The organism is Pontibacillus chungwhensis BH030062, assembly GCF_000770675.1.
Classification (GTDB): Bacteria; Bacillota; Bacilli; order Bacillales; family BH030062; genus Pontibacillus; species Pontibacillus chungwhensis.
In genome coordinates this window covers 114,129-138,329 of record NZ_AVBG01000006.1, presented here as the reverse complement: position 1 = coordinate 138,329, position 24,201 = coordinate 114,129, and the positions used below count along the sequence as shown (strand labels likewise).

At 43.1% G+C, this 24,201-nt stretch carries 17 protein-coding genes; 6 read left to right on the top strand and 11 right to left on the bottom strand.

Features of this window, described 5'->3' with window-relative positions; translation table 11 throughout:
• Positions 1-265 precede the first annotated feature (265 nt).
• From N780_RS09745 to N780_RS09720, 6 genes are all read left to right on the top strand, one after another.
• Positions 266-1,897: a M4 family metallopeptidase gene (locus tag N780_RS09745; RefSeq protein ID WP_036783109.1), complete on the top strand. Its 1,632-nt coding sequence runs from the start codon at positions 266-268 to the stop codon at positions 1,895-1,897.
• Positions 1,898-2,229: 332 nt separating this feature from the next.
• Complete coding sequence (locus tag N780_RS09740; RefSeq protein ID WP_052114990.1) at positions 2,230-5,820, top strand: DUF8508 domain-containing protein; 3,591 nt, start codon at positions 2,230-2,232, stop codon at positions 5,818-5,820.
• Positions 5,821-5,975: 155 nt separating this feature from the next.
• Positions 5,976-6,911 carry a VanW family protein gene (locus N780_RS09735; RefSeq protein ID WP_156969138.1) on the top strand — a complete coding sequence of 312 codons (936 nt, stop codon included), beginning with the start codon at positions 5,976-5,978 and terminating at the stop codon, positions 6,909-6,911.
• Positions 6,912-7,138: 227 nt separating this feature from the next.
• Positions 7,139-7,795 carry a hypothetical protein gene (locus N780_RS09730; protein WP_084599493.1) on the top strand — a complete coding sequence of 219 codons (657 nt, stop codon included), beginning with the start codon at positions 7,139-7,141 and terminating at the stop codon, positions 7,793-7,795.
• A gap of 23 nt (positions 7,796-7,818) precedes the next feature.
• Positions 7,819-9,159, top strand: a complete 1,341-nt coding sequence (locus tag N780_RS09725) for an efflux RND transporter periplasmic adaptor subunit (protein ID WP_036783105.1) — start codon at positions 7,819-7,821, stop codon at positions 9,157-9,159.
• 545 nt (positions 9,160-9,704) lie between these two features.
• Positions 9,705-10,673: an LCP family glycopolymer transferase gene (locus N780_RS09720; protein WP_036783102.1), complete on the top strand. Its 969-nt coding sequence runs from the start codon at positions 9,705-9,707 to the stop codon at positions 10,671-10,673.
• Positions 10,674-10,851: 178 nt separating this feature from the next.
• On the opposite strand, the gene N780_RS09715 is transcribed toward N780_RS09720, so the two are convergent.
• The 11 genes from N780_RS09715 to N780_RS09665 form a co-directional block, all read right to left on the bottom strand.
• Positions 10,852-12,876, bottom strand: a complete 2,025-nt coding sequence (locus N780_RS09715; RefSeq protein ID WP_036783100.1) for a methyl-accepting chemotaxis protein — start codon at positions 12,874-12,876, stop codon at positions 10,852-10,854.
• 482 nt (positions 12,877-13,358) lie between these two features.
• Complete coding sequence (locus N780_RS09710) at positions 13,359-14,384, bottom strand: ABC transporter ATP-binding protein (RefSeq protein ID WP_036783098.1); 1,026 nt, start codon at positions 14,382-14,384, stop codon at positions 13,359-13,361.
• Positions 14,381-15,328 carry a C40 family peptidase gene (locus tag N780_RS09705; protein ID WP_036783094.1) on the bottom strand — a complete coding sequence of 316 codons (948 nt, stop codon included), beginning with the start codon at positions 15,326-15,328 and terminating at the stop codon, positions 14,381-14,383. The genes N780_RS09710 and N780_RS09705 overlap by 4 nt, the downstream gene beginning before the upstream one ends.
• 21 nt (positions 15,329-15,349) lie before the next feature.
• Positions 15,350-16,444 carry a mandelate racemase/muconate lactonizing enzyme family protein gene (locus tag N780_RS09700; RefSeq protein ID WP_036783091.1) on the bottom strand — a complete coding sequence of 365 codons (1,095 nt, stop codon included), beginning with the start codon at positions 16,442-16,444 and terminating at the stop codon, positions 15,350-15,352.
• A gap of 21 nt (positions 16,445-16,465) precedes the next feature.
• Positions 16,466-17,383: a S66 peptidase family protein gene (locus N780_RS09695; protein ID WP_036783088.1), complete on the bottom strand. Its 918-nt coding sequence runs from the start codon at positions 17,381-17,383 to the stop codon at positions 16,466-16,468.
• A 90-nt stretch (positions 17,384-17,473) separates the two neighbouring features.
• Entirely contained in the window at positions 17,474-19,138 is a 1,665-nt protein-coding gene (locus tag N780_RS09690) for a peptide ABC transporter substrate-binding protein (RefSeq protein ID WP_036783084.1), read from the bottom strand.
• A gap of 21 nt (positions 19,139-19,159) precedes the next feature.
• Positions 19,160-20,152, bottom strand: coding sequence for an ABC transporter ATP-binding protein (locus N780_RS09685; protein ID WP_036783080.1), 993 nt, complete (start codon positions 20,150-20,152; stop codon positions 19,160-19,162).
• Positions 20,153-20,158: 6 nt separating this feature from the next.
• Entirely contained in the window at positions 20,159-21,127 is a 969-nt protein-coding gene (locus N780_RS09680) for an ABC transporter permease (RefSeq protein WP_036783077.1), read from the bottom strand.
• A 1-nt stretch (position 21,128) separates the two neighbouring features.
• Positions 21,129-22,061, bottom strand: coding sequence for an ABC transporter permease (locus N780_RS09675; RefSeq protein ID WP_036783074.1), 933 nt, complete (start codon positions 22,059-22,061; stop codon positions 21,129-21,131).
• Between the two features lie 13 nt (positions 22,062-22,074).
• Positions 22,075-22,899 (bottom strand): D-aminopeptidase DppA, encoded by an 825-nt coding sequence (dppA, locus tag N780_RS09670; protein WP_036783071.1) that lies wholly within the window; start codon positions 22,897-22,899, stop codon positions 22,075-22,077.
• 269 nt (positions 22,900-23,168) lie between these two features.
• The gene (locus tag N780_RS09665) at positions 23,169-24,131 is read right to left on the bottom strand and encodes a bile acid:sodium symporter family protein (RefSeq protein WP_036783068.1); all 963 of its coding nucleotides are present in this window, start codon (positions 24,129-24,131) and stop codon (positions 23,169-23,171) included.
• Between the last annotated feature and the right edge of the window lie 70 nt (positions 24,132-24,201).

The following is a 24,201-nucleotide window of genomic DNA, read 5'->3' as shown; positions in this document are numbered from 1 at the left end:
CGTACGAGTCTCTTGGGTGAGACTCGTATTTTTTATTTCGAAATAAGGGAGAGCGAACGCATGTTTTCTTTAAGTAGAATGCCTAAGGTTTTCTTTAGAATTAAAATCTTGCGACAATTTTCTGGTTCTTTCGTCATGTTTGCGAAAATAATTCTCCAACATTCGAACTGAGTTTGGATTTTTCGTCTTTCTTTTCTCAAAGATTTTAATAGAGTTGTCAGATACAATAAAGGTAGATTCTATAGAAAAGGGAGATGAAGGAAAGATGAAACAACACTGGAAAACAGTCGCAGGAGCGGTCACATTAAGTGCAGGATTACTTATAGGTAGCGGAGCTTCAGTGAATGCCGAAGCAGATCCGGCTTGGAAACTGAAGCCAGAAGCGAATATTCAAGTGGATCAGTCGGTTTTAGAGCAAGCACCCTCTTTTATCTCTGGTAAACTATCATCACAAAAAATTAATAGTAAACAAGATGTAGATAAATTTTTCAAAGAGAATAAAGATGTGTTCAAGAAAAACCCTAAGTCCCAACTTGAACTTAAAGATGTCAAAACAGATGAGCTTGGTATGAAGCATTATGTTTATCAGCCGGTTGTACATAATGTACCAATCGATAAGTCAAGGGTAATTGTACACGTGGATCAACAAGGTGAAATCGCTGCTATTAATGGAGAATTTCATCCTGATGCTCCTGAGAAAATTAAACAGAAGCGTGAGTTGAATAAGAAGGAAGCGCTTGAGGCGGCATGGAGCCAGATTGATGTGGAACGCTCTGAAGCAGATATAAAGAAATCAGCTCCAGGAGAAAAGGCCTTTAACAATTTAACAGAAAAGTCAGAGCTTGTGGTCCTTCCGCAAGATGGAGAGTACACATTGGCTTACCATGTGCAGCTTCAATTTGCTGAGCCAACTCCAGGAAACTGGCAAATCTGGGTGAACGCAGAGGATGGTTCAATTGAAAAGGCTATGAATAAAGTTCATAAAGCTACAGGTAGCGGAACTGGCGTGTTAGGTGATCAGAAATCTCTTAATACGTATTACGCCAACAGCACGTACTATTTATATGATGTGACAAAGCCAATGAGTGGTGTCATTGCCACATATGACAATAATAACGGCGGGCAGTATAGTTTGCCAGGTTATTATGTAACAGATTCTGGTAACACATTCTACAGTGAGCGCCAGAAAGCAGCAGTAGATGCTCATTATTATGCTGGTGAAGTGTTTGATTATTATTATGATAATTTCAATCGTGAAAGTTACGATGGCAATGGCGCTGATATTGTGTCTTCTGTTCACTTTGGAAGCAACTACAATAACGCGGCGTGGGTCGGTAATCAGATGATTTATGGTGATGGAGATGGATCAACGTTTACGTATCTATCAGGAGCAGACGACATTGTCGCTCACGAGTTAACACATGCCGTGACAGATACAACAGCTGAACTTGTCTATGAAAATCAGTCAGGTGCGCTAAATGAATCCTTCTCAGACGTATTCGGTTACTTCGTCGATAATGAAGATTGGTTAATGGGTGAAGATGTCTATACTCCAGGTGTTCCAGGAGATGCATTACGCAGTATGTCCAACCCAACCCAATATGACCAACCTGCTCATATGGACGATTATCAAGACTTGCCAAATACCGAGCAAGGAGACTGGGGCGGGGTTCACATCAACAGTGGTATCCCGAACAAAGCGGCTTACTATACCATCAACTCGATTGGACAGTCTAAAGCTGAGGAGATCTACTACCGTGCCCTTACCGTTTACTTAACACCAAGCAGTACATTTACAGACGCACGTCAGTCTCTTATCCAATCTGCACAAGATCTTTATGGCTCAACAACAGCCAACTCTGTCGCTTCCGCCTGGAACAACGTAGGAGTCTACTAAACTATTAAAAAAACGGACTCGCTAAACGCGAGTCCGTTTTTTAACGAATTAAAGGAGTACAGCGTGCCAGACATGCTTTAGCGCTTTATAAGGACGCAGGGTGTCAGGCACGCTGTTGTTCTTTAGTGAGGTGAAGAGTGTCTGGCACACTGAGTTGCTTTAAAGGGGTGATGCGCTCCTGGTATGGTGTAGTGCTTTAGAGGGGTGGAAGGGGGATTTTGTGTAAGGATTTTGTCTTATTTTGCAAGAATTTAGTGGTTTTTTTACATTGGGTTAATGTTTTGCTGTTAAATTGTGGTTGGGATTGATTATTTGATAAGGGAGATGGGGATGTGAAGAATCGTAGTGTGAAGAAGGGGTTAAGTTTAGCTTCGGCAATGGCGTTAACGATTGGGGGACTTACTCCGGCTGCCGTTGTAAGTGGGGAAGAGGTAAATACAGACGGACTTATTATTTCAGAATATGTTGAGGGTAGCAGTTATAATAAAGCGATTGAGCTGTTTAATGGGACAAGCCAGACGGTGGATTTAAGTCAGTTTGATCTGCAAGTGTTTTTTAATGGGAATATCGAGGGGGAATCGATTGGTTTATCTGGAGAAGTGGCTCCTGGTGAAACGTATACGATCGTTAATAACCGGGCTTCGTCTCCTTTCTTGAATGTAGCGGACCAAACCAGCACTTCCATTAATCACAATGGGAATGATGGATACGCGTTATTTTATAAAGGGGAAATCGTAGATTCATTCGGTCAACTTGGAGATAGCAGCGACTTTGCAAAGGATGTTACGTTAGTCCGTCAATCGTCTGTTACTGGAGGAGACCGAACTTTTGATGACGCCTTCGAGACTAGTGATGAATGGGATTCTTTTTCAAAAGATACGGCTGATCACCTAGGGACTCATACGATGGATGGGGTGGACACATCAGACGGAGAGGAGCCGGGTGACGGGGATCAAATAGAAGAACCTGTTTCCATTACGTCTATTGCTGACGTTCGAGCAGGAGGAACAGGGCAGACAGATGTAACGATGGAAGGGGTAGTCACAACAGATCTTGGATTATGGGGGAGTAGTGGTTTCTACCTTCAGGACGAGACTGGGGGTATCTATGTATATCAAAATCTATATGATGAAGAAATTAAAAAAGGCGATGTTATTCAAATTACAGGAGACACAACCGAGTACGATGGTGTCTTTGAACTTGTAAATGTATCAAACTTGAACGTAAAAGATAGAAGCGATTTACCCTCACCACAAGTGGTTTCTCCTTCTGAGGTGTCAGAAGATAATCAAGGCAGCCTCGTTGAATTAGAGGGCGTAACGATTAGTCAAATTGAAGAGGCCAACAGTTACGGAACTCTAGAATTTGTGGCAAGTAAAAATGGGGAGAGCGTTTTAGTTCGTGTGGATAATCGTACGGGGTACTCTTATGACGATTTCCGTTATTTAGAAGGCATGGAGTTAAATGTTACGGGCATTTCATCTGAATATAATGGAACGTTCCAAGTGAAACCGCGTGGTGCTGAAGATCTAGAGTTTGTTTCAAACGGAACAGCAGATGCCATCCAGGCTATGCCAGGTTCAGGTGGTGTGCAATCTGGTTCGACCGTTACCTTGTCGGCATTTAGTGAAGGAGACATCTACTATACGACGGATGGGTCAGAACCGACTGTAAACAGCACGAAATACACAGGACCTATTACGATTACAGAAGATACAACCATCAAGGCCGTGCAAGTTGGCTACGAAGGAACGTCTTCAGTTGTAACGTATTCCTATCAAGTGCTGAAAGCTGATGGGGAGGTTCGCATCCATGATATTCAAGGCGCTACACATAAGTCTTTATATGCTGGAGTGAATGTATCTGGGGTTGAAGGAATTGTGACTAGAACGACTGGCGATAATGGGTTCTATATGCAAGAGCTACCGGGGCAAGTTGATGAGGATTTGAAAACGTCTGAAGGGATTTATGTTTATAACGAGGATTCTTTAGATGTCGAGGTTGGCGATCGAGTGTTCGTTTCTGGAGAGGTAACGGAAAATACTCAAGACAACTTCCTATGGTTCGACTTTTCAGATGATCTAACGCTTACTGAAATTACCGACGCAAGCGTGAGTGTTCAAGAAAGCGGTGTTGAACTCCCTGAGGCTGTTATTTTAGGAGAAGACGGTCGCCAAATTCCTTATAACGTGATCGACAATGACCAGTTCTCTTTATTTGATCCATCAGAAGATGCGATTGATTTTTATGAAAGCTTAGAGGGTATGCGCGTTTCTGCACCAGATGCGACGGTAGTGATGCCGCGAGCGGAATACACAAACTATGATGAGACGGCTGTTACGGTTCCGAACGGTTCTGATAAAGTACGCACGCCGGCTGGTGGGATTATTGTCGAACCGAGTCTGAATCCAGAACGAATTATCATTGATGATTATAGCCAGGACATGGCGCCGGTTAAAGTCGGAGATACATTCGAAAGCCCGGTAACAGGCGTGCTTGGCTATGAGTTCAGTAATTATAAGCTCGAAGTGGATGGACTTCCGGAGGTCGACCCAGGTGATTTTGAGCGTGAAACGACTACACTTCAAAAAGATAAAGAAAAGCTATCGGTTGCGACTTATAATATGGAGAACTATTATGCAACGGACTCTGAGAATCCAGAAAAAACAACAGAAATCGCCCAATCCATTGTGAACCGGTTGGATGCTCCTGATATTGTCGGTCTTGTAGAAGTGCAGGATGATAACGGAGCGAGTGAAGGCGACACAGATGCGAGTGAAAACTACCAAGCGCTTGTTAAAGCGATTGTTGATAATGGTGGGCCTGAGTATAAATACACGGATATTGCTCCTCGGAACAATCAAGATGGCGGGCAGCCTGATGGCAACATACGGGTTGGATTTATTTACAATCCAGAGCGTGTTTCATTAACAGATCAGCCTAAAGGGGATGCCACAACAGATGTTGGAGTAACGGAAAAAGGCAACCTGACGCTTAATCCAGGTCGTATTGATCCGACAAATGAAGCGTTTGAAGATTCCCGTAAACCGTTAGCTGCAGAATTCCAATTTAATGGTGAAAACGTCATCGTGGTGGCGAACCACTTTAACTCTAAGGGCGGGGATGATGCTCCGTTTGGTAGTATTCAACCTCCTCAATTAGGAAGTGAAGAGCAACGCCTCCAACAAGCAGAAGTCGTTAATGGTTTTGTACAAGATGTATTAGAACAGGATCAAGACGCAAATGTTGTGGTTCTCGGTGACCTAAATGACTTTGAAGATTCAGCACCGCTTGAAGTGCTTGAAGGTGACATCTTGTCTAATATGATTGAAGAGCTTCCTGAAAATGAACGTTATACGTATAACTACCAAGGTAATTCACAAACCCTTGATCATATTTTGGTTGCGGATCATTTAAGAGACCAAACGAAAGTAGATATCGTTCACCTAAACGCTGACTTTACAGAGGAACAAGGGCGAGTGAGTGACCACGATCCAGTAATGGTGCAGATGGATTTAAGTGAAGCGAAGGAAACACCTGCGATGCAGCAAGAGTGGAGAGTCATGAAAGAACCTGTAGCATATGTTACGCGTAAAGGTGATTTGTCGACAAGAAGCCAAGGGGTAACGCAAGTCACTCTTACAGATGATTCAGGAGACAAGGAAAAGCAAACGGTTCTAATTGCTTTTGGAGATGATAAAAACTGGGGTAAAAAGAATGGGAAATCAAAAGGGAAGAAGAAGCTTATTGAAAACCATTCTGTTCAACTCCTGAATGAAAACGGAGAAGTGCTACCAGTCGAAGTCTCTGTAAATGGAAACAAACTGATGATCCCTTCATGGGAGGATATACAGCCTGGTATGTATTCGATCTCTATTGAAGGTGCAGGAAAGAACAGCGCCTTATCGTTCGAAATCCAATAACCACCTCAAAACGAAGAGCTCCTTGAGCTCTTCGTTTTGTCTTTAGCAGACTAAAGGGTGTTAGGCACCCTTTAGTTTGGTGCTGTGGTAAAGGCGTGAGTTGTGCACATGAAACGTGCCTCGGTTATCCATACTATCAGGAGGAGGGTATGGATATGAAAATGGCCTTATTAAGTTTATCTTTATTGTTTGGTGGGGGGATGGGGGTGGCTGATGAATCGTCGCTTTCTATTCTTCATAAGGGTGAAGAGCTTGAGAGAGTACGGGTTGGGGAATTTGTGCATGTGGTTGGTAAGCCTTTTATGAATCTAGAGGCTATACAGGAACTTAGTAGCGAGATTAATGAACAAGTAGGAAAGCCACCAGTGAATGCGAAAGTTGGGGAATCTGGAGAGATTGTCCCAGGTAAGTCTGGGTCTAAGTTGTATGAGGAGAAGTTTCGAGTTGAACTCATTAAGGCTTTGTATCACCCTGATCAAAAGAAGCTTAGCATTCCTATGATGACCGTTCATCCTAAAGTAGACAGTGAGTTAATTGCGCACATTCGTACGCAGCAAATTGGGCAGTATGTTACGTATTTTAATTCCAGTAATGAGGAGAGAACACATAATATCAAGCTATCTTCTGACGCGATTGATAACCATGTCGTCTTCCCAAATGAAGTTTTTTCTTTTAACGAAGTGGTCGGAAAAAGGACAAAGGATAAAGGGTATAAACCTGCACCTGTTATCGTAAAAGGAGAAGTGACAGAAGGGATAGGAGGGGGCATTTGTCAGGTTTCCTCTACTCTATTTAATGCGGTTGATCATGCAAGGGTTAAGGTTGTAGAGCGTTATTCGCATAGCAAACAAGTGCCTTATGTTCCTCCAGGGAGAGATGCGACCGTTAGCTGGTGGGGACCTGATTTTACCTTTAAAAACAACTATAACGAACCTCTCTTAATCCGGTCTAATGTAACAGGCGGAACGTTACGTATTGTGATCTACTCAGCAAATGGGGTAGATGTGAAACCACGCGACATACCGGATGCGTCAAGAGAACTTCCTGACGAGATTCATATCGATGATCTTGGAGGGTGGAAAAATGAATAGGAACTGGTCAATAGAAGCCACCTCGGAAATATGAGTATTTCCGAGGAAATTTTTATGCAGAATGTGGCTTTCGGTCGGGAATTGTTGAAATATAAAATATATTACAATCGCCATCTATAAAAGTAAGCTTCATTTGTGATAAAATGTGGTACATGATGATGTATGCCATATTTTACATATCATCTATCAGAATATGTATCTTCGAATTTAAAAAAAGGATGAGGTTGATGTATCAAGTTCGTGTGGCACCTTTATTTTTCAGGCGCGAAAATACTTTTTCTCGTATGTATCATGCTGAGAAAGTAGACCATCTTTGGCGCCGTGTTTTTCTTTTCATATTTCTTACTATGCTCGTTTACATAAGTAGTGCCTGGTTTGGACTTGGAATGGATGTAATCTCTACTCGGGCGACTTCTCTTACATTCGAAGACTATGAAGTTCGGAAACTATTCTTTTTGTTTGGACGAGCATTATTTGGATTGATTTTCGCAATCCTGATTTTGTTTGGCAGTCCGTTCTTATTATGGATGTTCACAGGGATTCCTTATCGGAAACTGATAGCCTTACACCTTCCGATTTTAATGGTCCTTTTAATAGAGAGAATCTTTTGGATTATTATGCTTGTAAATACTGGACTGGATTGGTATGTCTCTCCGATCTCGTTTGGCATTATTACATCATACTTTACAGACATTCCATGGATTATTTATTTCTTTGGTGCGATTTCAGTGGTTCAGCTTTGGATCGTTTGGTTTAAAATCAAAACTGTTCATTACTTTACGAAGTGGAAGAGATGGCAAGCATGGCTCCTAGTTATTATGCTACATATGATTTATTGGTCTGCCACAGCCGCAATCGCGCACGTTGATGTATATTTTCTATAACATAGGAATCGCGAGGTTTTGAAATGAAGACAAAAACAAAGGTATGGACGGTCAGTTTGGCCACAATCTTACTGGTAGTCGCGAATATTATTTTAGTCGTATTATCAGAAGATGAGGTCGAACGGAAGTCTTACATATCAAAATGGGATACGCCATTTACCGCTGATTTAGAAAATGCTATTACGGAAGAAGGCGTGTTTCAGCCTGCTTCTGAAGAACATGTTTATTTCGATAAAGACCTTGGAAGCTTCAAACAATTCCTTGTAGAAGAAGGGGAGGAGGTTAATCTTGGAGATCCGATTTTCTCGTATGTGGTTAGGGATTATTGGGGGACCGTTACTCAACTTGAAAGCCAAATCTCTGGATTAGAAGAAGAGGTTGAAGCGTTAGAGGATTATGTCGATGAAGTTGAGGATATTGATGTACCAGATACAGAAGAGCCTGACGCGCGAGCATTCGCTGAGGCTGAAGTAAACAAAGAGCAGGCTGAAGCAGAGGCAGAGAAAGAATTAGCGTTAAAAGAAGCCCAGCTTGAGGCGCTTGAGGACGAGCTGGATGAAGTAGAAGAGTACGGGCAAGTGATTGAAGTAACTAGCCTTTTTGATGGAACAATTAAGGAGCTGGACTACTCCCTTGAAGACCCTGCAGTTACCATTGCTCGGTCAGATCAACTGATATTGGCTGGCGATATTGATGAGCAGAATCGCGTGGATATTCAAGAAGGGATGAAGGCGCGAGGTACAATTGACAAGCTTGAACAGTCGTGGGAAGGTCAGGTAGGCTCAGCTGATGAATTCCCAATTGAAGGCTCAAGTGAGCTTGGGGACAGCTCTTATCCTTACGTAGTGGAGTTGAATGAATCCATTGATGGGGTTTTGCCAGGGTATCATAGTACGGTTTATCTAACAGTTGAAGAGGTACAAAATGCGATTACTGTTTATCAGAATTGGATTCATCTACCGATTGATGGCATGGAAGACTTTGTATCTGATGAAAAGATAGAAGATGAAGTGCTAGAAGAAGAAAGTGAAGAAGTGCAAGAGGAAGGACCAGATGAATCGGAAGAAGTAGAGCAGGTAGAAGATGAGGTAGTTGTGGAAGGTCCTTACGCATGGGTGATGAACGATCTTGGTTTAGTGGAGAAACGCTATTTAGAACTAGGGATTGATGAGTACAACCTACAAGAAGTTCAGGAAGGTTTAACGCTTGAAGAATGGGTAGCGGATGAACCTAATGAAGAATTCTATGAAGGCACCTCATTCCTCACATCGCTTCAAACCGAGCGCATACACTGGACTGACGTGAAGTCTTTAGACAAAGGTGTGATGTGGGAATACGCTAAGATGGGTCTACTCATGCGCTAATCCTAAGAATATTGACGGCTGTTACATATGTAATGGCCGTTTTTTTTGGATTCTTCGCTTTATTGTACTAAAGGGTGTCAGGCACGCGTCTTCACTTTAATGCGGTAAAGTTATTAAACGAAGAAGAAGCCGACCTAAAGTTATGAAAGGGTCGGCTTCAGCAACAGCAATAGCAATTGTGACTCTTATAGTCAGGGCACTCTGACTATTTCATCCTAAGTCCTGTTAAGACGGTGAGTATTTCCAGTCCTTAAGGGAGTCAATTAACTATATCTATATGATACGATGAAGTTATAGATTTGTTGAGGGTTCTATAAGAATTGTTTTTAGTTTCTTCTATAGGATTTTTTAAACAGTTTTCTTGTGGGGTTAGTTGTTCTTTAAAAGTTTGTTATAGTGAAATTTAAGAGGAAATCATTTGTGATTTTCAGAACAAGCAATAATTAAGAAGATGTTTGTTTTTATAAAATAATAGGTAGCGCTCAATCAGGGCCTTCTATGGTAAAATGTGGAGAGTTAGATGTTTAAGAAGGAGCGAGCAAAGAGTGAGTAGCAGGCAAGACAGAAAGAAAAAGAAGAAAAAAAGTCGTTTATTTAAAATTAGTATGATTATTTTAGCTGTCCTTATTGTAGGGGGATTGGTTTATGCATATTCAATCTATCAATCTTTTCAAACTACGATGGATCAAGTGTACGAACCTCTAGAGGGAGACACGGACAAGCGTGTTGATGTGGTTTCAAAGAAAGATGACGTGAAAGACGCACCTCCATTTTCTCTTTTATTACTAGGAGTTGATGAGAGAGAGAATGATTCAGGTCGATCGGATACGATGATCGTGTTGACGGTGAATCCGGCTAAAGAGTCTATTAAGATGTTAAGCATTCCTCGTGATACGAGAACAGAGATTGTCGGTTGGGGTACGGTTGAAAAGATTAATCACGCATATGCGTATGGACAAGTACCGATGGCTGTCGATACCGTCGAACAGTTTCTTGATATCCCGATTGATTATTATGTAAAAGTGAACATGCAAGGATTCCAAAAGATCGTTGATGCTGTAGGTGGTGTGACGGTGGACAATCCTTATGAACTTTCCGAGAATGGGAATACATTCCCTGAAGGTGAAATTACGTTAGACGGGGAAGAGGCATTGACTTACACCCGCATTCGCTATGCAGACCCGCGCGGTGACTTTGGACGACAAGATCGCCAGAAGCAGATCATTCAGGCGGTTATTGATAAAGGTGCCCGCGTTCAATCGATGTGGAAGTTCGATAGTCTGTTTGATGCGGTTGGTGAGACGATTAAGACGAACCTAACTTTTGAAGAGATGGTAAGCATCCAAAAACGGTATAAAGGTATGCAGCATAATATCGATCAAATGATGTTTGAGCAAGGTACGGGTGAGCGTATAAATGGTTTGTGGTACTACTTGCCATCCCAGCAAGAATTAAATGACCATACTAATACCCTTCAAGACCACCTCGAAGTAGACGGACAAGAGGATAATTAATTCTAAAAAAGTGATGCCTAGTTCATAAGGCATCACTTTTTTAGATGATCTTCCGGGCTTTTGTACAGTAAAGTAGTGCAGGGTGTCAGGCACCGAGCAGTGCTTTAAAGCTATAAAGGGTGTCTGGCACCCGGTGGTTCTCTAAAGTGGTAAAGTAAAGTGCTGTCGATTTTTTAGTTTAGTTAAAGTTAAATTTCTTCATTTCTTGGTCGAGTTGTTGAGAAAGGTCTTCTAAGCCTGTTGCGTGTCTTGCGAATTCTTCCATGGTTGCTGAAATTTCTTCTGATGAAGCGGATACTTCTTCGGATGAGGAAGCAGTTTGTTGTGATAAAGCTGATATGTTTTGGATTTCTCCGAGCACTGCTTCTTTATTTTCCTGGCTTATAACTACGGACTCTTTTACGGTGCGGGCTTGAGTGGCAACCCCGTTTAAGGCAGTAACGATGTCTGTGAAGATGGTTTTCGTTTGTTTGACTGCGTCTTCTTGATCCTCAACGATTCCGTTTGTTTCTCCTACTGCTTGAACTGCTTGGTCTACAACGGTTTGAATCTTTTCTATAATGCTCGTTACCTGATTTGCGGAGGCTTTGGATTCTTCTGCTAATTTACGCACTTCTTCAGCTACGACCGCAAAACCTTTGCCATGTTCACCAGCTCTGGCTGCTTCAATTGAAGCGTTTAAAGCTAGTAAATTCGTTTGCTCTGTGATGTTTGAAATGGTTGTGACAAAAGCGTTGATCTCTTGCATATTCGCATCGATCTCCTCGACAATCGATCCTACTGTTTGAGAGGAGTCTTTTGTTTCTTGAGATTTTTGAGTCAGGATTTCAACTTGTTTTAGTCCGCTCGTTCCAAGCTCTGCGGAGTGGGTGCTGACTTGATTCATTTCCTGTGTTGCCTCAGCTATTTGGTCAAGCTGGTTGGATAACTCACTCATTTCTTCAGAGCTTTTTTGAGAATTCTCAGCTTGAGAGGAAGCTCCTTCAGCTACATCTCCAATTGCAGAAGCCACTTGCGTAATGGAGGCTGATGTCTCTGTTGTGATGGTAGAAAGGTACGTAGCGGTTTCAAGTGTTGTCTTGGAAGAGCTTTCTACTGAACTCAATGCGCTTGATAAGTCATCCATCATTTCATTAAAGCTATGCTCAAGATCTTTGAACTCGTCATTTGCTTTCAGGGATACACGAGTAGTCAAATCTCCATGTGCTGCTTGCTTAAACGAACTTCGCACCTTGTTAATATTTTTAGAGATTTTTTGACTAACGACCCAGGCTGTAAGTAAGGCAATGATGACAAAAACAATGCACATAACAAGCGTAAGGGTTTTAATACTACTCGTTCGTTGTGCAAATTCACTGTTTTCTAGCGTAGATAGGACTTTCCAGCCTGTTACTTCATTTGTTGTGAAGACGGATGCCTTAGTTTCTTCGTTATACGTATACTCTTTTGTTCCTTCTTCATTTTGATTGAGGTGATCCCAAATTCCGATTTTTTTAATGGTATCTGATCCGATTAGAGACGAGTCAGGGTGAGTAATTAGTTGCCCATTGTTGCCTACAAGGACCACATACCCTTCATGGCCTATGACGATATCATTTGTCATTTTCGCGATATCGGTAAGGTTAATGTCAATGCCAATCACTCCGGCTACTTTGCCTTCTTTTTCAACAGATTTGGCTAGGGTTACAATTGTGTTTCCGGTGGATTCATCTTGATAGGGTTCTCCAATAATAAGCTCTCCTTGCTGCCCGACAGCATTTTTGTACCAAGGACGACTAGTTGGATCAAAGTCATCTGGTAGGGAGGAGGAAGCTTCTTGAGGCGCCATGAGTAAATCCCCCCGGTCGGTTGCAAAGTAAACATGCTTATAATCTTCTCGGGTTTCGAGTGTTCCTTGAAGTAGATAGGATGCATAAGTGCGGTTATTTTCATTGCTGTAATAATCAGTGAAATTTATATTGTTGGCCATTAAATTCATTTGCCCTTCGATTCCTTCAAAAAGGTTTGTCAGACCATTATCTACTTCTCTAACAACCTGGAGAGATGATTCTTTCACCTCATCCTTAATGATCGCTTCTGTTTTCATAATCGAAACAATGCCTAATGTAAGAAGAGGGATGATAGCTAAAAGGGACATGACGACGATCATTTTTGATTTTACGGTGTTGAGTTTAAACTTTCTTGCTTTTTTTGTTTTCTTCAAGTTTGGCCTCCTGACGGTGTGTATGTAACGACGCTACGATGATCTTGTTCTATTTTGATTAATTCTTCTGATGTGCATAACTCCCGTAGCAAATGTTCAATTTCCTCTGTGCTCAATGGTTTTAAATCTAAATTGTGGTAAATACTTGTCCTCCTAGTATGAAAAGAGTAATCAGCCCTTTTTAAGGTAAGGTGAATATTCATGCCCAGGAATAATGGCCGACTTATTGTTTATCGGTATATACAAGAAATGGTTTAGCATAAAGTTTTAAAACTTTTAATAAGGAGAAACGAAAGGATCTATGCTTTTCTCTGATAAAGAAGTGAAGGGTGTCAGACACGCTTTAGTGCTTTAGAGCGAGGACGGGTGCCAGACACCCTTTAGCGCATTAGAGCGAGGATGGGTGCCTGGCACCCTTTAGTGTGGTAAAGCGTAAGGGCGTGAAAAAACCGGCTTCCTTTTAGGGAAGCCGGTTTTTTGGGTTAGCGGATGTTTACTTTCATGCCGCCTTTTGTGTCGTTGATTGGGGTTTTGTCTTCGATCTCTTCGTTGTAGAGGTGGCAGGCAACGTAGTGGTTCTTCGTAACTTGTTGCCATTTTGGTACGGTTTCAGCGCAAGCTTCCATGGCCATCGGGCAGCGGGTACGGAACACGCAACCGCTTGGTGGGTTAATGGGGCTTGGCAGTTCGCCCTCTATAACGATCTGCTCTCGCTCGTCCTCGATATCAGGGTCCGGAATAGGAACGGCAGAGAGGAGAGCTTTGGTATACGGGTGAAGCGGGTTTTTATAAAGCTCTTCAGCATCTGTTAGTTCAACCATATTGCCAAGGTACATAACACCGATCCGGTCTGAGATGTGCTGAACCATCGATAGATCATGGGCAATAAATAGATACGTCAGTCCTTTTTCTTTTTGAAGCTTTTCTAATAGATTCACAACCTGAGCCTGAACGGAAACATCAAGTGCAGAGATAGGTTCATCAGCGATGATGATTTCAGGGTCTAGTGCAAGCGCACGTGCAATTCCGATTCGCTGCCGTTGTCCGCCACTAAATTCATGAGGGTAGCGGTTTGCGTGATCGCGTGTTAAGCCGACTTCTTCAAGAAGTTCATAGATGCGCTTCATTTTTTCCTTCTGATCCTTGTAAATACCATGAACTTCTAGCGGTTCTGCGATAATTTCAGCCACCGTCGAACGGGGGTTTAAAGATGCATACGGATCCTGGAAGATCATCTGCATATTGCGCTTCAATTCAAATTCTTCTTTTCCTTGAAGATCGTGAACGTTTTTCCCATTATAGAGAACTTCACCGTCTGTGCTATTGTAAAGCCCCATAATGGTCCGTCCTGCCGTTGATTTTCCGCAACCTGATTCTCCAACAAGCCCAAATGTTTCCCCGTTGTAAATGTCAAAACTAATACCATCTACCGCTTTCAGTACCTGTCCGCGCCCAAGATCAAAGTGCTTCTTAATATCTTTTACTTGTAAGATTGCTTCATTCTTCATAGGTCTTCTTCTTTCTCCTCCCAATAGCGGCGCGCGCTGCACAGTTCTTTTTCATAGATCGTGTCTTTAAGGTCGATGATCTCAATGTTCTTGCCTGTGTTAGGGGAGTGGAGCATTTTCCCATCTCCGTAGTAAAGGCCAACGTGGTGCAACTTGCCTTTGCCTTCTTCATAAGCAAAGAATAACAAGTCCCCTGGCTGTAAGTGGTCAAGGTCCACTTTTTGGCCACTTTCGGCTTGATCGTGCGCGTCACGAGGGATTTCGTACCCTTGAGCTTTGTGCATATTGTAGGTGAAACCTGAACAATCGTACCCGAATGAACTCATGCCGCCCCAGAAGTAAGGAAGGTCGACAAATACCTCGCCGGATTTCAAGATATCCTCACCTGTCCCTTTTGGAATATCTTCGAGGGAAGGATAGACGGCAACCTCCTCTACAGAGAAGTAACCACCTCCGTGAGGGCTTAATACGCCAACGAAATCTTCTTCTTTCGTTTGTACTGGGAGCGTCGTTAAATAACTTACATCAAGGAATGGTTTCTTATAGGGATCATATAACGTAGCTTGTTTTGTCTTCACAACAGCTACTCCATTCCCTGTCCATGATTCACTTGGGAGTTCTCTTAATTGAGTGAGAGGAACCCAGCCAGGATAGCCTCGTTCATCTTTTCTAGAGGGTTGGGTGGGAACGATGATGTGTGCCCATTCCCCTTGGATATCAACTAGCAAAACTTCTTCGCCGTATAAAAGCTGGGATTGAATTAAGTTTTCATCACTTAAGGCAAGCCTAGGTTCGTACGTTAAACTGGTGTGCCATTGTTGTAAGTCGATCGGGTTTGAAATGCCTGGTGCATCAATTTCACGTGGAGATTCTGGTGATGTCCACACTGTTGCAACGGGTACTTGGACGACCCAAGTCGTGCTTGTTACTGTCTCTTGACTCATTTGGATTGCCTCCTTCTGGGTTTAGGAAAGAACTTGATCAAGGTGTACAGATGTGATGCCAAGACCAGCGCCTTCTGAAAATGTTATATGGCGACCGTTATACATGACGCCGCCTTCTACCGAATCGTTCAAAAGCATGAGTGGCGCATCAAAGTCTACGAAGCGAACATTTTTTTGACTGGCAGCGAAATGGGCTGCAGCTGTAATGCCGATCTTCGTTTCAATCATGCTACCAACCATACATGGAACGCCGTAACTTTCTGCTAGTTTATTAATCTGCATGGCCTGATGAATGCCGCCTGATTTCATAAGTTTAATGTTGATAAGATCAGCACTTCTCGTCTCTAGCACTCTTTTCGCCTGTTGGGGGGAGAAAACGCTCTCATCAGCCATGATTGGTGTTTGAGTCGCGTCGGTCACTTCCTTCAGCCCTTCGATATCATGTGCTTTTACAGGCTGCTCAACAAGCTCAATTCGTAAATCTAACTCTTCCATTCGTTGTATGGCGTAAATGGCTTCTTTTACGGTCCATCCTTGATTCGCATCAAGGCGGATGGTGGGTTCATGGCCGATCTTTTCTCGAATCTTTCTGATACGCTCAATATCTTTTTCAATTTCATCTTTGCCCACTTTAACTTTTAAAACGTTAAAGCCATCTTGAATATATTGTGTGGCATCATCAGCCATTTCGTCTGGATCATTCACGCTAACCGTATAGTCTGTCTCAAGTTCTGATTTGTATCCGCCGAGCAACTGGTAAAGAGGCAGGCCACAAGCTTGAGCGAAGCAATCGTGAAGCGCCATATCAACCGCAGCTTTTGCGCTTGTATTGCCAACCATTGAATGGGCGAGGGCTTCAAATAGTGCTTCTCTGTTCAGGAGTGATTTCTCAAGAAGTAAGGGTTTCATGATATGACTAATGGCATATTCAATGCTTGCGATACTTTCGCCTGTAATGACATGGGTTGGTGGTGCTTCACCCCAGCCAATGATTCCATTATCGCACGTTACTTTCACATATATACTTTCTGCAACCGTTACTGTACGAAGGGCTGTCTTAAACGGCTTCTTCAGAGGTTCTGCAATAGGGTACGTTTCAATTGATTCAATCTGCATGTTATTCATCCTCTCGAAGTGCTAATGCACACCTGGTTCAATAATGAGGGATTTATTAGATGTGGACAGGGTCCCCTTAGTCCCAAGAGGGATCGCAAAATGGGGGAGGCAGTGCCCGATTTTAAATCCTGATAAAACGGGTTTTTTAAGGTTGTTAAAATAAAAATGCAACACTTCATCTAAGGAAAGGGAGGCTTCTTTTTTCGGGTCTGATTCTGAAAAATCACCCACAATCACACCAGTAGCATCTTCAAATTTACCTGCTTGGCGTAATTGGTTTAAAAAAGAGTCAATGCGGTAAGGCTCTTCACCAATATCCTCTATAAGCAACAGTTTCCCTTTTGTATCAATCTCAAACGAAGTCCCGATTGACGTTACAAGTAATGAAAGGTTTCCACCGACAATTTCTCCGGACGCATCACCTTCAGAAATACTATGTAAAGGAGAAAAGGATTCGTCGTAGTTAAGCGTTTGAGGGGAGAAAAGTTGGTCAAACATAGCTCTTGACTGATCGTCGAACGTATCCTTACCGATGTCAGATCCAAGCATAGGGCCATGGAACGTTGTGAGCCCGGTTTGTTGTCTGATGGCTGTATGTAGAAATGTAATATCACTATATCCCCAAAAGATCTTAGGGTTGTTTCGTATTAAATCATAATCAATGTAATCTGCGATACGGGCTGTACCGTATCCACCACCTGCACAGATGATGCCATCAATGTCTTTATCTTGAAAGAAATCATGGAGGTCTTTTAATCGTTCTTCATCTGTGCCAGCTAAATGTCCGTATGTACGAGATACATTTGGTCCTATTTTGACGTTGAGTCCTTTTTGTTCGAAAAAAGGGATCGCCTTGTTCACATGATCTAAGTTGGGAGGGCTGGCTGGTGCAATGACGCCAATCGTGTCGCCCTTTTTCAAGCGTTTCGGTATAAGCACTAGCGTTCTTCCTTCCTTATGTAGGATGAAAAGAGGCTTGCCCGGAAAGGGAGCCTCTTTTCAATCAAATTATATTCTTGTTTATGTGCGTTATTCTTTAGAAGCCCACTTCAGTTCTAAATAACCAACTGGGTGGCGGATGATATCTGATACATTGTCTTTGTTAAGGAACACGTGGTTATAGAAGTGAACCGGGAAGATCGGCATTTCTTCAAATAAAACTTTCTCAGCTTCATACATCAATTCCCAGCGCTTCTCATCGTTTGATTCAGATTTAGCATCTGCAATTAATTGGTCATATTCATCATTCGACCAGCCTGTACGGTTCATAACAGAGTCGGATGTGAAGCTTTCTAAGAAGTTGATTGGGTCACCGTAGTCAGCAAGGAAAGAACTACGAGATAGTTGGTGTTTCAAGTCTTTTTGGTCTTGGAGGAACACGTTCCACTCTGTATTTTCAAGGCCAATTTCTACATCTAGAACAGTCTTGAACTTCTGTTGAAGCGCCTCAGCGATCGCTTTATGTGATTCGCTAGTGTTATACGTAAGGGTTACTTCAGGAAGCTCATCATAGCCTTCTTCTTTCATACCTTCTTCTAGTAGCTGTTTTGCTTTTTCTGGATCTGTTTCAAGCATGTTACCGTTTTGTTCACGGAAGTCGTTCCCAGAAGGGTCCTGGAATCCGTAAGAAACGAAACCATAAGCTGGCTGTTCTTTATTCTTCGTGACAAATTCAACGATTTCCTGCTGGTCTACAGCAAGAGCGAATGCTTTACGGATTTTTTCGTTTTGGAACGGTTCTTCTGTTACGTTAAAGCGGTAGAAGTACGTACCAGCTTGTTCTGTAATGGAAACCGCATCGCTATCAATTAACTCCTCAGACATTTCTGAAGGGATTTCGGAAACATCAAGGTCACCACTTTCAAATAGCTGGTATTCGGTGTTGGTGTCGTCTACCATAGCGAAGTGAACTTGATCTAGAGTAACGGTTTCAGCGTCCCAGTAGTTTTCGTTCTTCTTCAGAAGCATATCTTTATCTTTATTGTATTCAGCAAGGTTAAAAGGACCGTTTCCTACGAATGTGTCAGCTTCAGCGAACCATTCAGGGTTTTCTGTAGCAACACTTTCGTTGATTGGGAAGAAGGCTGGGTTTGAGATGACATGAGTGAAGTAACCAGTTGGCGCTTCAAGCGTTACTTTTAACTCTTTTTCACTCACAGCTTCTACCATGACGTCTTCTTTAGAACCTTCTCCTTTGTTGAATGCTTCGCCGCCTTTAATAAAATAACCAAGGAAGGCTGCTGGAGAAGCCGTTTCAGGATCTAGAAGGCGTTTCCATGCGTACACGAAATCACCTGCAGTAACATCGTCACCATTTGACCATTTCGCATTGTCGCGAATCATGAACGTGTAAACGGTACCGTCTTCTGAAACCTTCCAGTCTTCAGCTGTTGCTGCTTCTGGAGTATGTTCTTTGCCAAGACGAGTAAGACCTTCCATTAAGTTGTTCAATACGTTCCAAGAAGCGGAATCGAAACCTTTTGGAGGATCAAGCGATGTTGGGTTTTGCCCGTTGTTTAAATTAAGCGTTGTTACGTCATCGCCGCTCGTTTCCTCATTTGTTTCACTGCTGTTGTCTTCGCTTTCTGTTTCTGTCTCGTCACTGTCTCCGTCACCAGAGCTGTCTGTTGCTGTACAAGCAGCCAGGGTGAAAGCGAATAGGACCGTGAGAAGAAGCATCATCCATTTCTTCATACTAATTTCCCCTTTCCATTTTTATGTAGCTATATATTTTTTTGCTCGTTCATCCTGAAGCCAGCAATCCACTTCTTGCGTTTCGCTAAGCTTCGTATGAACGGGGTACACGTTTTCACACACTTCCATGGCTTTTGGACACCGTGCTGTAAAAGGACACCCTTTCGGGGGCGAGAATAAGTCTGGCGGTGTACCGTTGATTGGAATTAATTCATCGCCACGCTGGTCAAGGCGAGGTACAGAATTCAACAACCCTTGAGTATAAGGATGTTGAGGATTATAAAAGATCTCTCTCCGGGTACCTACTTCGATGACTTTACCTGCGTACATTACGGCGATTCTGTCAGCGATTTTAGCAACGACTCCAAGGTCATGTGTAATTAATATAATGGAAACGCCCGTTTGCTCCTGGATTTTATTAAAAAGCTGGAGAATTTGGGCCTGAATCGTAACATCAAGAGCTGTAGTTGGTTCGTCTGCAATTAATAGCTCTGGCTCGCAGATAAGCGCCATGGCGATTACAATGCGCTGTCTCATACCACCGCTAAACTGGTGCGGGTGTTGCTTCATACGTTCTTTTGGATTCGGGATTCCAACTAGATTCAGCATCTCGATGGCTTGTTCATTCGCATCATGTGATGAGATCTTTTTGTGTTGCTTCAACCCTTCAGTGAGCTGATCTCCGACTGTTAGGGTTGGGTTGAGCGCGGTCATAGGGTCTTGGAAAATCATTGAGATATCTACGCCACGAATCTTCCTGATGTCTTTATTAGACATCTTGGTTAGGTCCTGATCCTTAAAGTGAATCGACCCTTGTGTGATTTTTCCGGGCGGGGAAGGAATGAGCTTCATAATGCTGTTGGCGGTTACACTTTTCCCGCACCCTGATTCTCCAACGATGGCGAGTGTTTCTCCTTTATGAAGGTCCAGGTTGACACCGCGAACGGCTTGGACTTCGCCTCCATAGGTCGTAAACGAAACGTGGAGGTCTTTGATATCGAGTATTTTTTCCACTTGAGGTTACCTCCTTAACTTCGGATCGAGTGCGTCCTGTAGTCCGTCGCCTAGTACGTTAAACGCAAACATTGTGGCTGAAATAAAGAATGCTGGGAAGAAAAGTCGCCACCAATCTCCTGATAAAATAACGCCTAGTGCATCGTTTGCCATAACGCCCCAGCTTGCGAATGGTGACTGTATGCCTAGTCCCAAGAAGCTAAGGAAGGCTTCTGCGAAAATGGCTGTTGGAACAGTTAGCGTCATTTGTACGATAATTGGTCCCATCGTATTTGGAAGTAAATTTTTTCGAATAATACGGCTCGTCTTTGTTCCAAATGATTGCGAGGCGAGTACGAACTCATTTTGTTTGATTTGTAGCACTTGTCCTCGAACAATTCTGGCCATTCCGACCCACCCTGTTACGGTTAGGGCAACGATAATCGTAAATAAACTTGGGCCTAATACAACTAGTAGTAAGATGACAACGAGCAGGTACGGAAGGCCGTACAAGATTTCAATGATTCGCATCATTACGTTGTCCGTGCGTCCACCTTTGTAGCCGGCAATTCCTCCGTACGTAACTCCGATAAAGAAGTCGATAATAGCAGCCATAAGGCCTACGAATAAGGAAATGCGTGCTCCGTACCATGTTCTTGTGAATACGTCGCGGCCAAGGTTATCTGTGCCAAACCAGTGGTCGGCAGATGGGGGCAAGTTCTGTTCGGGCAAATTCCCCTGACTTACTGTGTAAGGGGAGAAAATCGGACCAAAAATCGCCATAAGGCCAAGTAAAATTAGAAAAACGAGTCCTGCCATAGCGAGCGTGTTTCCTCTTAAGCGTCGCCAAGCGTCTTGCCAATAGGAAAGAGAGGGGCGGACCACGGTCTCGGCGCCCTCGGCATCTTTCTCTTTCGGTTTAAACCATTCATCTGGAATTTCCGAAGAGGTGGAGGGTGTGTGTTGGTCTTTGGTTTCTTTCGTTTCTGTGAGCACCCTATTCTCCTCCTTTTTTATGCAATTTGATACGAGGGTCTAAAACGCCGTACATGATATCGACTAGGAATAACATCAAGACGAGAAATGTACTGTAAAAGACGGTTGTACCCATAATGACAGGGTAGTCGCGCTGGTTAATCCCTTGGACGAAATATTTCCCCATGCCAGGGATGGCGAAGATTTTCTCAATAACGAATGTTCCTGTTAAGATCCCTGCGAGTAAAGTTCCGAGTATGGTGACTACAGGCATGAGCGCATTTCGAAGCGCATGCTTAACGACGATTTTAAAAGGAGATAATCCTTTAGCGCGTGCTGTTTTTATGTAGTCTTGTGTTAGTGTTTCAAGCATACTTGAACGGGTCAGCCTAGCAATGATGGCCATCGGTCCTGTTGCGAGCGCGATTATAGGCAAAATCATATGCTGTGGGCTGTTCCAGGTGGCAGCTGGTAGTAGCTTAAGATCTACTGCAATGACTTGGATGACAAGCGTTGCTAACACGAAGTTCGGTATGGAAATTCCGAGAACCGCTATCGTCATGGCCGTATAATCGATTAATTTGTTATGCCGTAGTGCCGCGACGACGCCTAGAGTGATTCCTGATATGAGGGCTACAAGGATCGTCCATATTCCGAGTTCAGCTGATATTGGAAAACCTCGGCCAAGCAGTGAGTTTACGGTTTCTGTTGGTTGTTTAATAGATGGTCCGAAATCAAAAGTAACGATGGATTTAAGGTAGAGTACATATTGGACTGGAAGTGGTTTATCTAGGTTGAAGTGTTTTTCTAAGTTTTCTTGAACGACGGCATTGCTCGTTTTCTCTTCATTAAATGGTGACCCTGGTATGGCGTTCATGAGAAAGAAAGTTAAGGTTGCAATGATAAAGATCGTTAGGATCATGAGGAAAAAACGTTTCACAATGTACTTGATCATAGTTCTTTTCCTCCTAACGGAATTTAGTTTGCATCGCGAGTTCTGTCATGACGAGCATGGCTTGATAAGCTTCAAGCATGTCTTTTGCCTGAAATTTCACTGTGGTTGAATCTGGTTCAAGTTCTGTGCCAGGCATTAAGTTTGCCCATTCGGCTTCTCCGTAATTGGTGAACTCAATTCGTAATGTAGGTTGTTTAGGTGGAACGAGTGGTTCTACGTTGTGACGGTTTTGAAGTGCTTGTGTTGTCTTTTGTTGAAGAAGTTCGCCTGCTTTTTTAGGTGTTAGGCTCTTTACAGAAGAGCGGGAGATTGTTTCTTTCACGGGAGCAGTCGTTATGTTGGGAATAAGGGCCTCTGCTTCTTGCGCGGCCTGATCGTCACCCGCTACCATTAAAACGGGAACCCCGTAATAGCCTGCTAGATATGCGTTTAGACCGAGTTCTCCCACGGCAACATCATTTATGTAGAAATTACGTACACCGAAAATCATGGAATGAGACATCACCCCTTTTTGTGCAGCTCTGGCGTGGTAGCCTACAAACATGGCTCCTTCGTATGTATCATCAAGTCCTTGCATCATCGAGAACGGTTTAACGTCTCCCGTGATGAGCTGGGCCTCCGGATGTAGTTCTTCAATGAGAAGGTTGTCCATTTTGGAGTGGCTGTCATTGACGAGTATTTCTTTCGCGTTGTTGTCGAACGCTGACTGAATGACGTAATTTGTCTCTTCGGTCATAATTTTTCGTCCCCGCTCATAATTATGCTTTGCCGAGTCAATATACGTAATATTCGGCAATCCTGTGATTCCTTCCATATCCACTGATAGGTAGAGCTTCATAGGTGTGATCCCCCTCTAGTAATCTAGCATTAAGAATTTTATAAATTTTCATATAATTTTATCAATATTTAGCAGAAAAGGCAAGAAAACACCTGAAATGGGAATATTGTCATGCTTTAAAGGAGAGAAGGGTGCCAGGCACGCGGGAGTGCTTTAGAGTGGTGAAGGGTGTCAGGCACCCTTCGATGCGGTGCAGTGTTGCAGGGTGTCTGGCACGCTGTGGGTCTGTGATGTAGTAAAGCGCCCTCTGCATAGAGAGGGCGCTTTGGTTAGGCGGATTTTGTTAGGTTTTGTTTGGATTCGCTTTTTTCTTTTTGTTTACGGTAAAGTGTAGCGATGATAGGACCTGAGATGTTGTGCCATACGCTGAAGATGGCGCTTGGGACAGCGGCAAGAGGGCTAAAGTGCGCGGCTGCTAGTGAGGCGCCCAGGCCTGAATTTTGCATACCGACTTCGATAGACACAGCGCGTTGTTTAGATGGATCCATCCCCATAAGCTTTGCGATCCCGTAGCCTACACCGTAACCGAGTACATTGTGTAGAACGACAATCGCGAAGATCAGCGCTCCTGTTTCGGCGATTTTTCCCTGATTCACACTTACAACTGCTGCTACAATCGCCACAATGGCAACTACTGATACAATAGGCATTGCTTTAATACCGGCTTCGCTCTTTTTGCCTAGCGCGGCTTTAACAATTAGTCCAAGAATGATTGGGACGATGACGATTTTTACAATCGATAGGAATAAAGCACCTGCTGACACTGGTAGCCACTGGCTGGCAAATAGCAAGACAAGCACTGGTGTTAATAGTGGTGCTAATAGAGTAGAAACAGCTGTGATTGCTACTGATAGAGCTGTATCTCCTCTTGATAAGTATGTCATCACGTTAGAGGATGTTCCTCCAGGACAGCACCCAACTAGGATTACTCCTGCAGCTACTTCTGGTGAAACAGGAAGTAACACCGCTAATGCGAATGCGAGTAACGGCATGATGGTAAATTGAGCAACCACACCGGCTGCTACGTCCTTAGGCCTCTTAAACACTTCGGCGAAATCGGATTTCGAAAGCGTCAGTCCCATACCGAACATGATAATTCCGAGAAGCGGCACAATGTAAGGAGCGATCCAAGTGAAACCTCCAGGGAAAATAAATGATAAGACCGCGAATAATATAACCCAAATGGCAAAAGAACTCCCCATAAAACTACTGATTTTCTCTAACATCTTCATTCTGTTTCACTCCTCACAAATAGATAATAAGGGAATTTTACACCTGTTGCCTTCAATTCGGAACCTTTTA

Bases quoted from the DNA above. Each gene is read 5' to 3' on its own strand.
- N780_RS09675 (WP_036783074.1), bottom strand. From the start codon at position 22,061: ATGATCAAGTACATTGTGAAACGTTTTTTCCTCATGATCCTAACGATC.
- N780_RS09745 (WP_036783109.1), top strand. From the start codon at position 266: ATGAAACAACACTGGAAAACAGTCGCAGGAGCGGTCACATTAAGTGCA.
- N780_RS09710 (WP_036783098.1), bottom strand. From the start codon at position 14,384: ATGAAGAATGAAGCAATCTTACAAGTAAAAGATATTAAGAAGCACTTT.
- dppA (WP_036783071.1), bottom strand. From the start codon at position 22,899: ATGAAGCTCTACCTATCAGTGGATATGGAAGGAATCACAGGATTGCCG.
- N780_RS09690 (WP_036783084.1), bottom strand. From the start codon at position 19,138: ATGAAGAAATGGATGATGCTTCTTCTCACGGTCCTATTCGCTTTCACC.
- N780_RS09705 (WP_036783094.1), bottom strand. From the start codon at position 15,328: ATGAGTCAAGAGACAGTAACAAGCACGACTTGGGTCGTCCAAGTACCC.
- N780_RS09725 (WP_036783105.1), top strand. From the start codon at position 7,819: ATGAAGACAAAAACAAAGGTATGGACGGTCAGTTTGGCCACAATCTTA.
- N780_RS09730 (WP_084599493.1), top strand. From the start codon at position 7,139: ATGTATCAAGTTCGTGTGGCACCTTTATTTTTCAGGCGCGAAAATACT.
- N780_RS09665 (WP_036783068.1), bottom strand. From the start codon at position 24,131: ATGAAGATGTTAGAGAAAATCAGTAGTTTTATGGGGAGTTCTTTTGCC.
- N780_RS09700 (WP_036783091.1), bottom strand. From the start codon at position 16,444: ATGCAGATTGAATCAATTGAAACGTACCCTATTGCAGAACCTCTGAAG.
- N780_RS09735 (WP_156969138.1), top strand. From the start codon at position 5,976: ATGAAAATGGCCTTATTAAGTTTATCTTTATTGTTTGGTGGGGGGATG.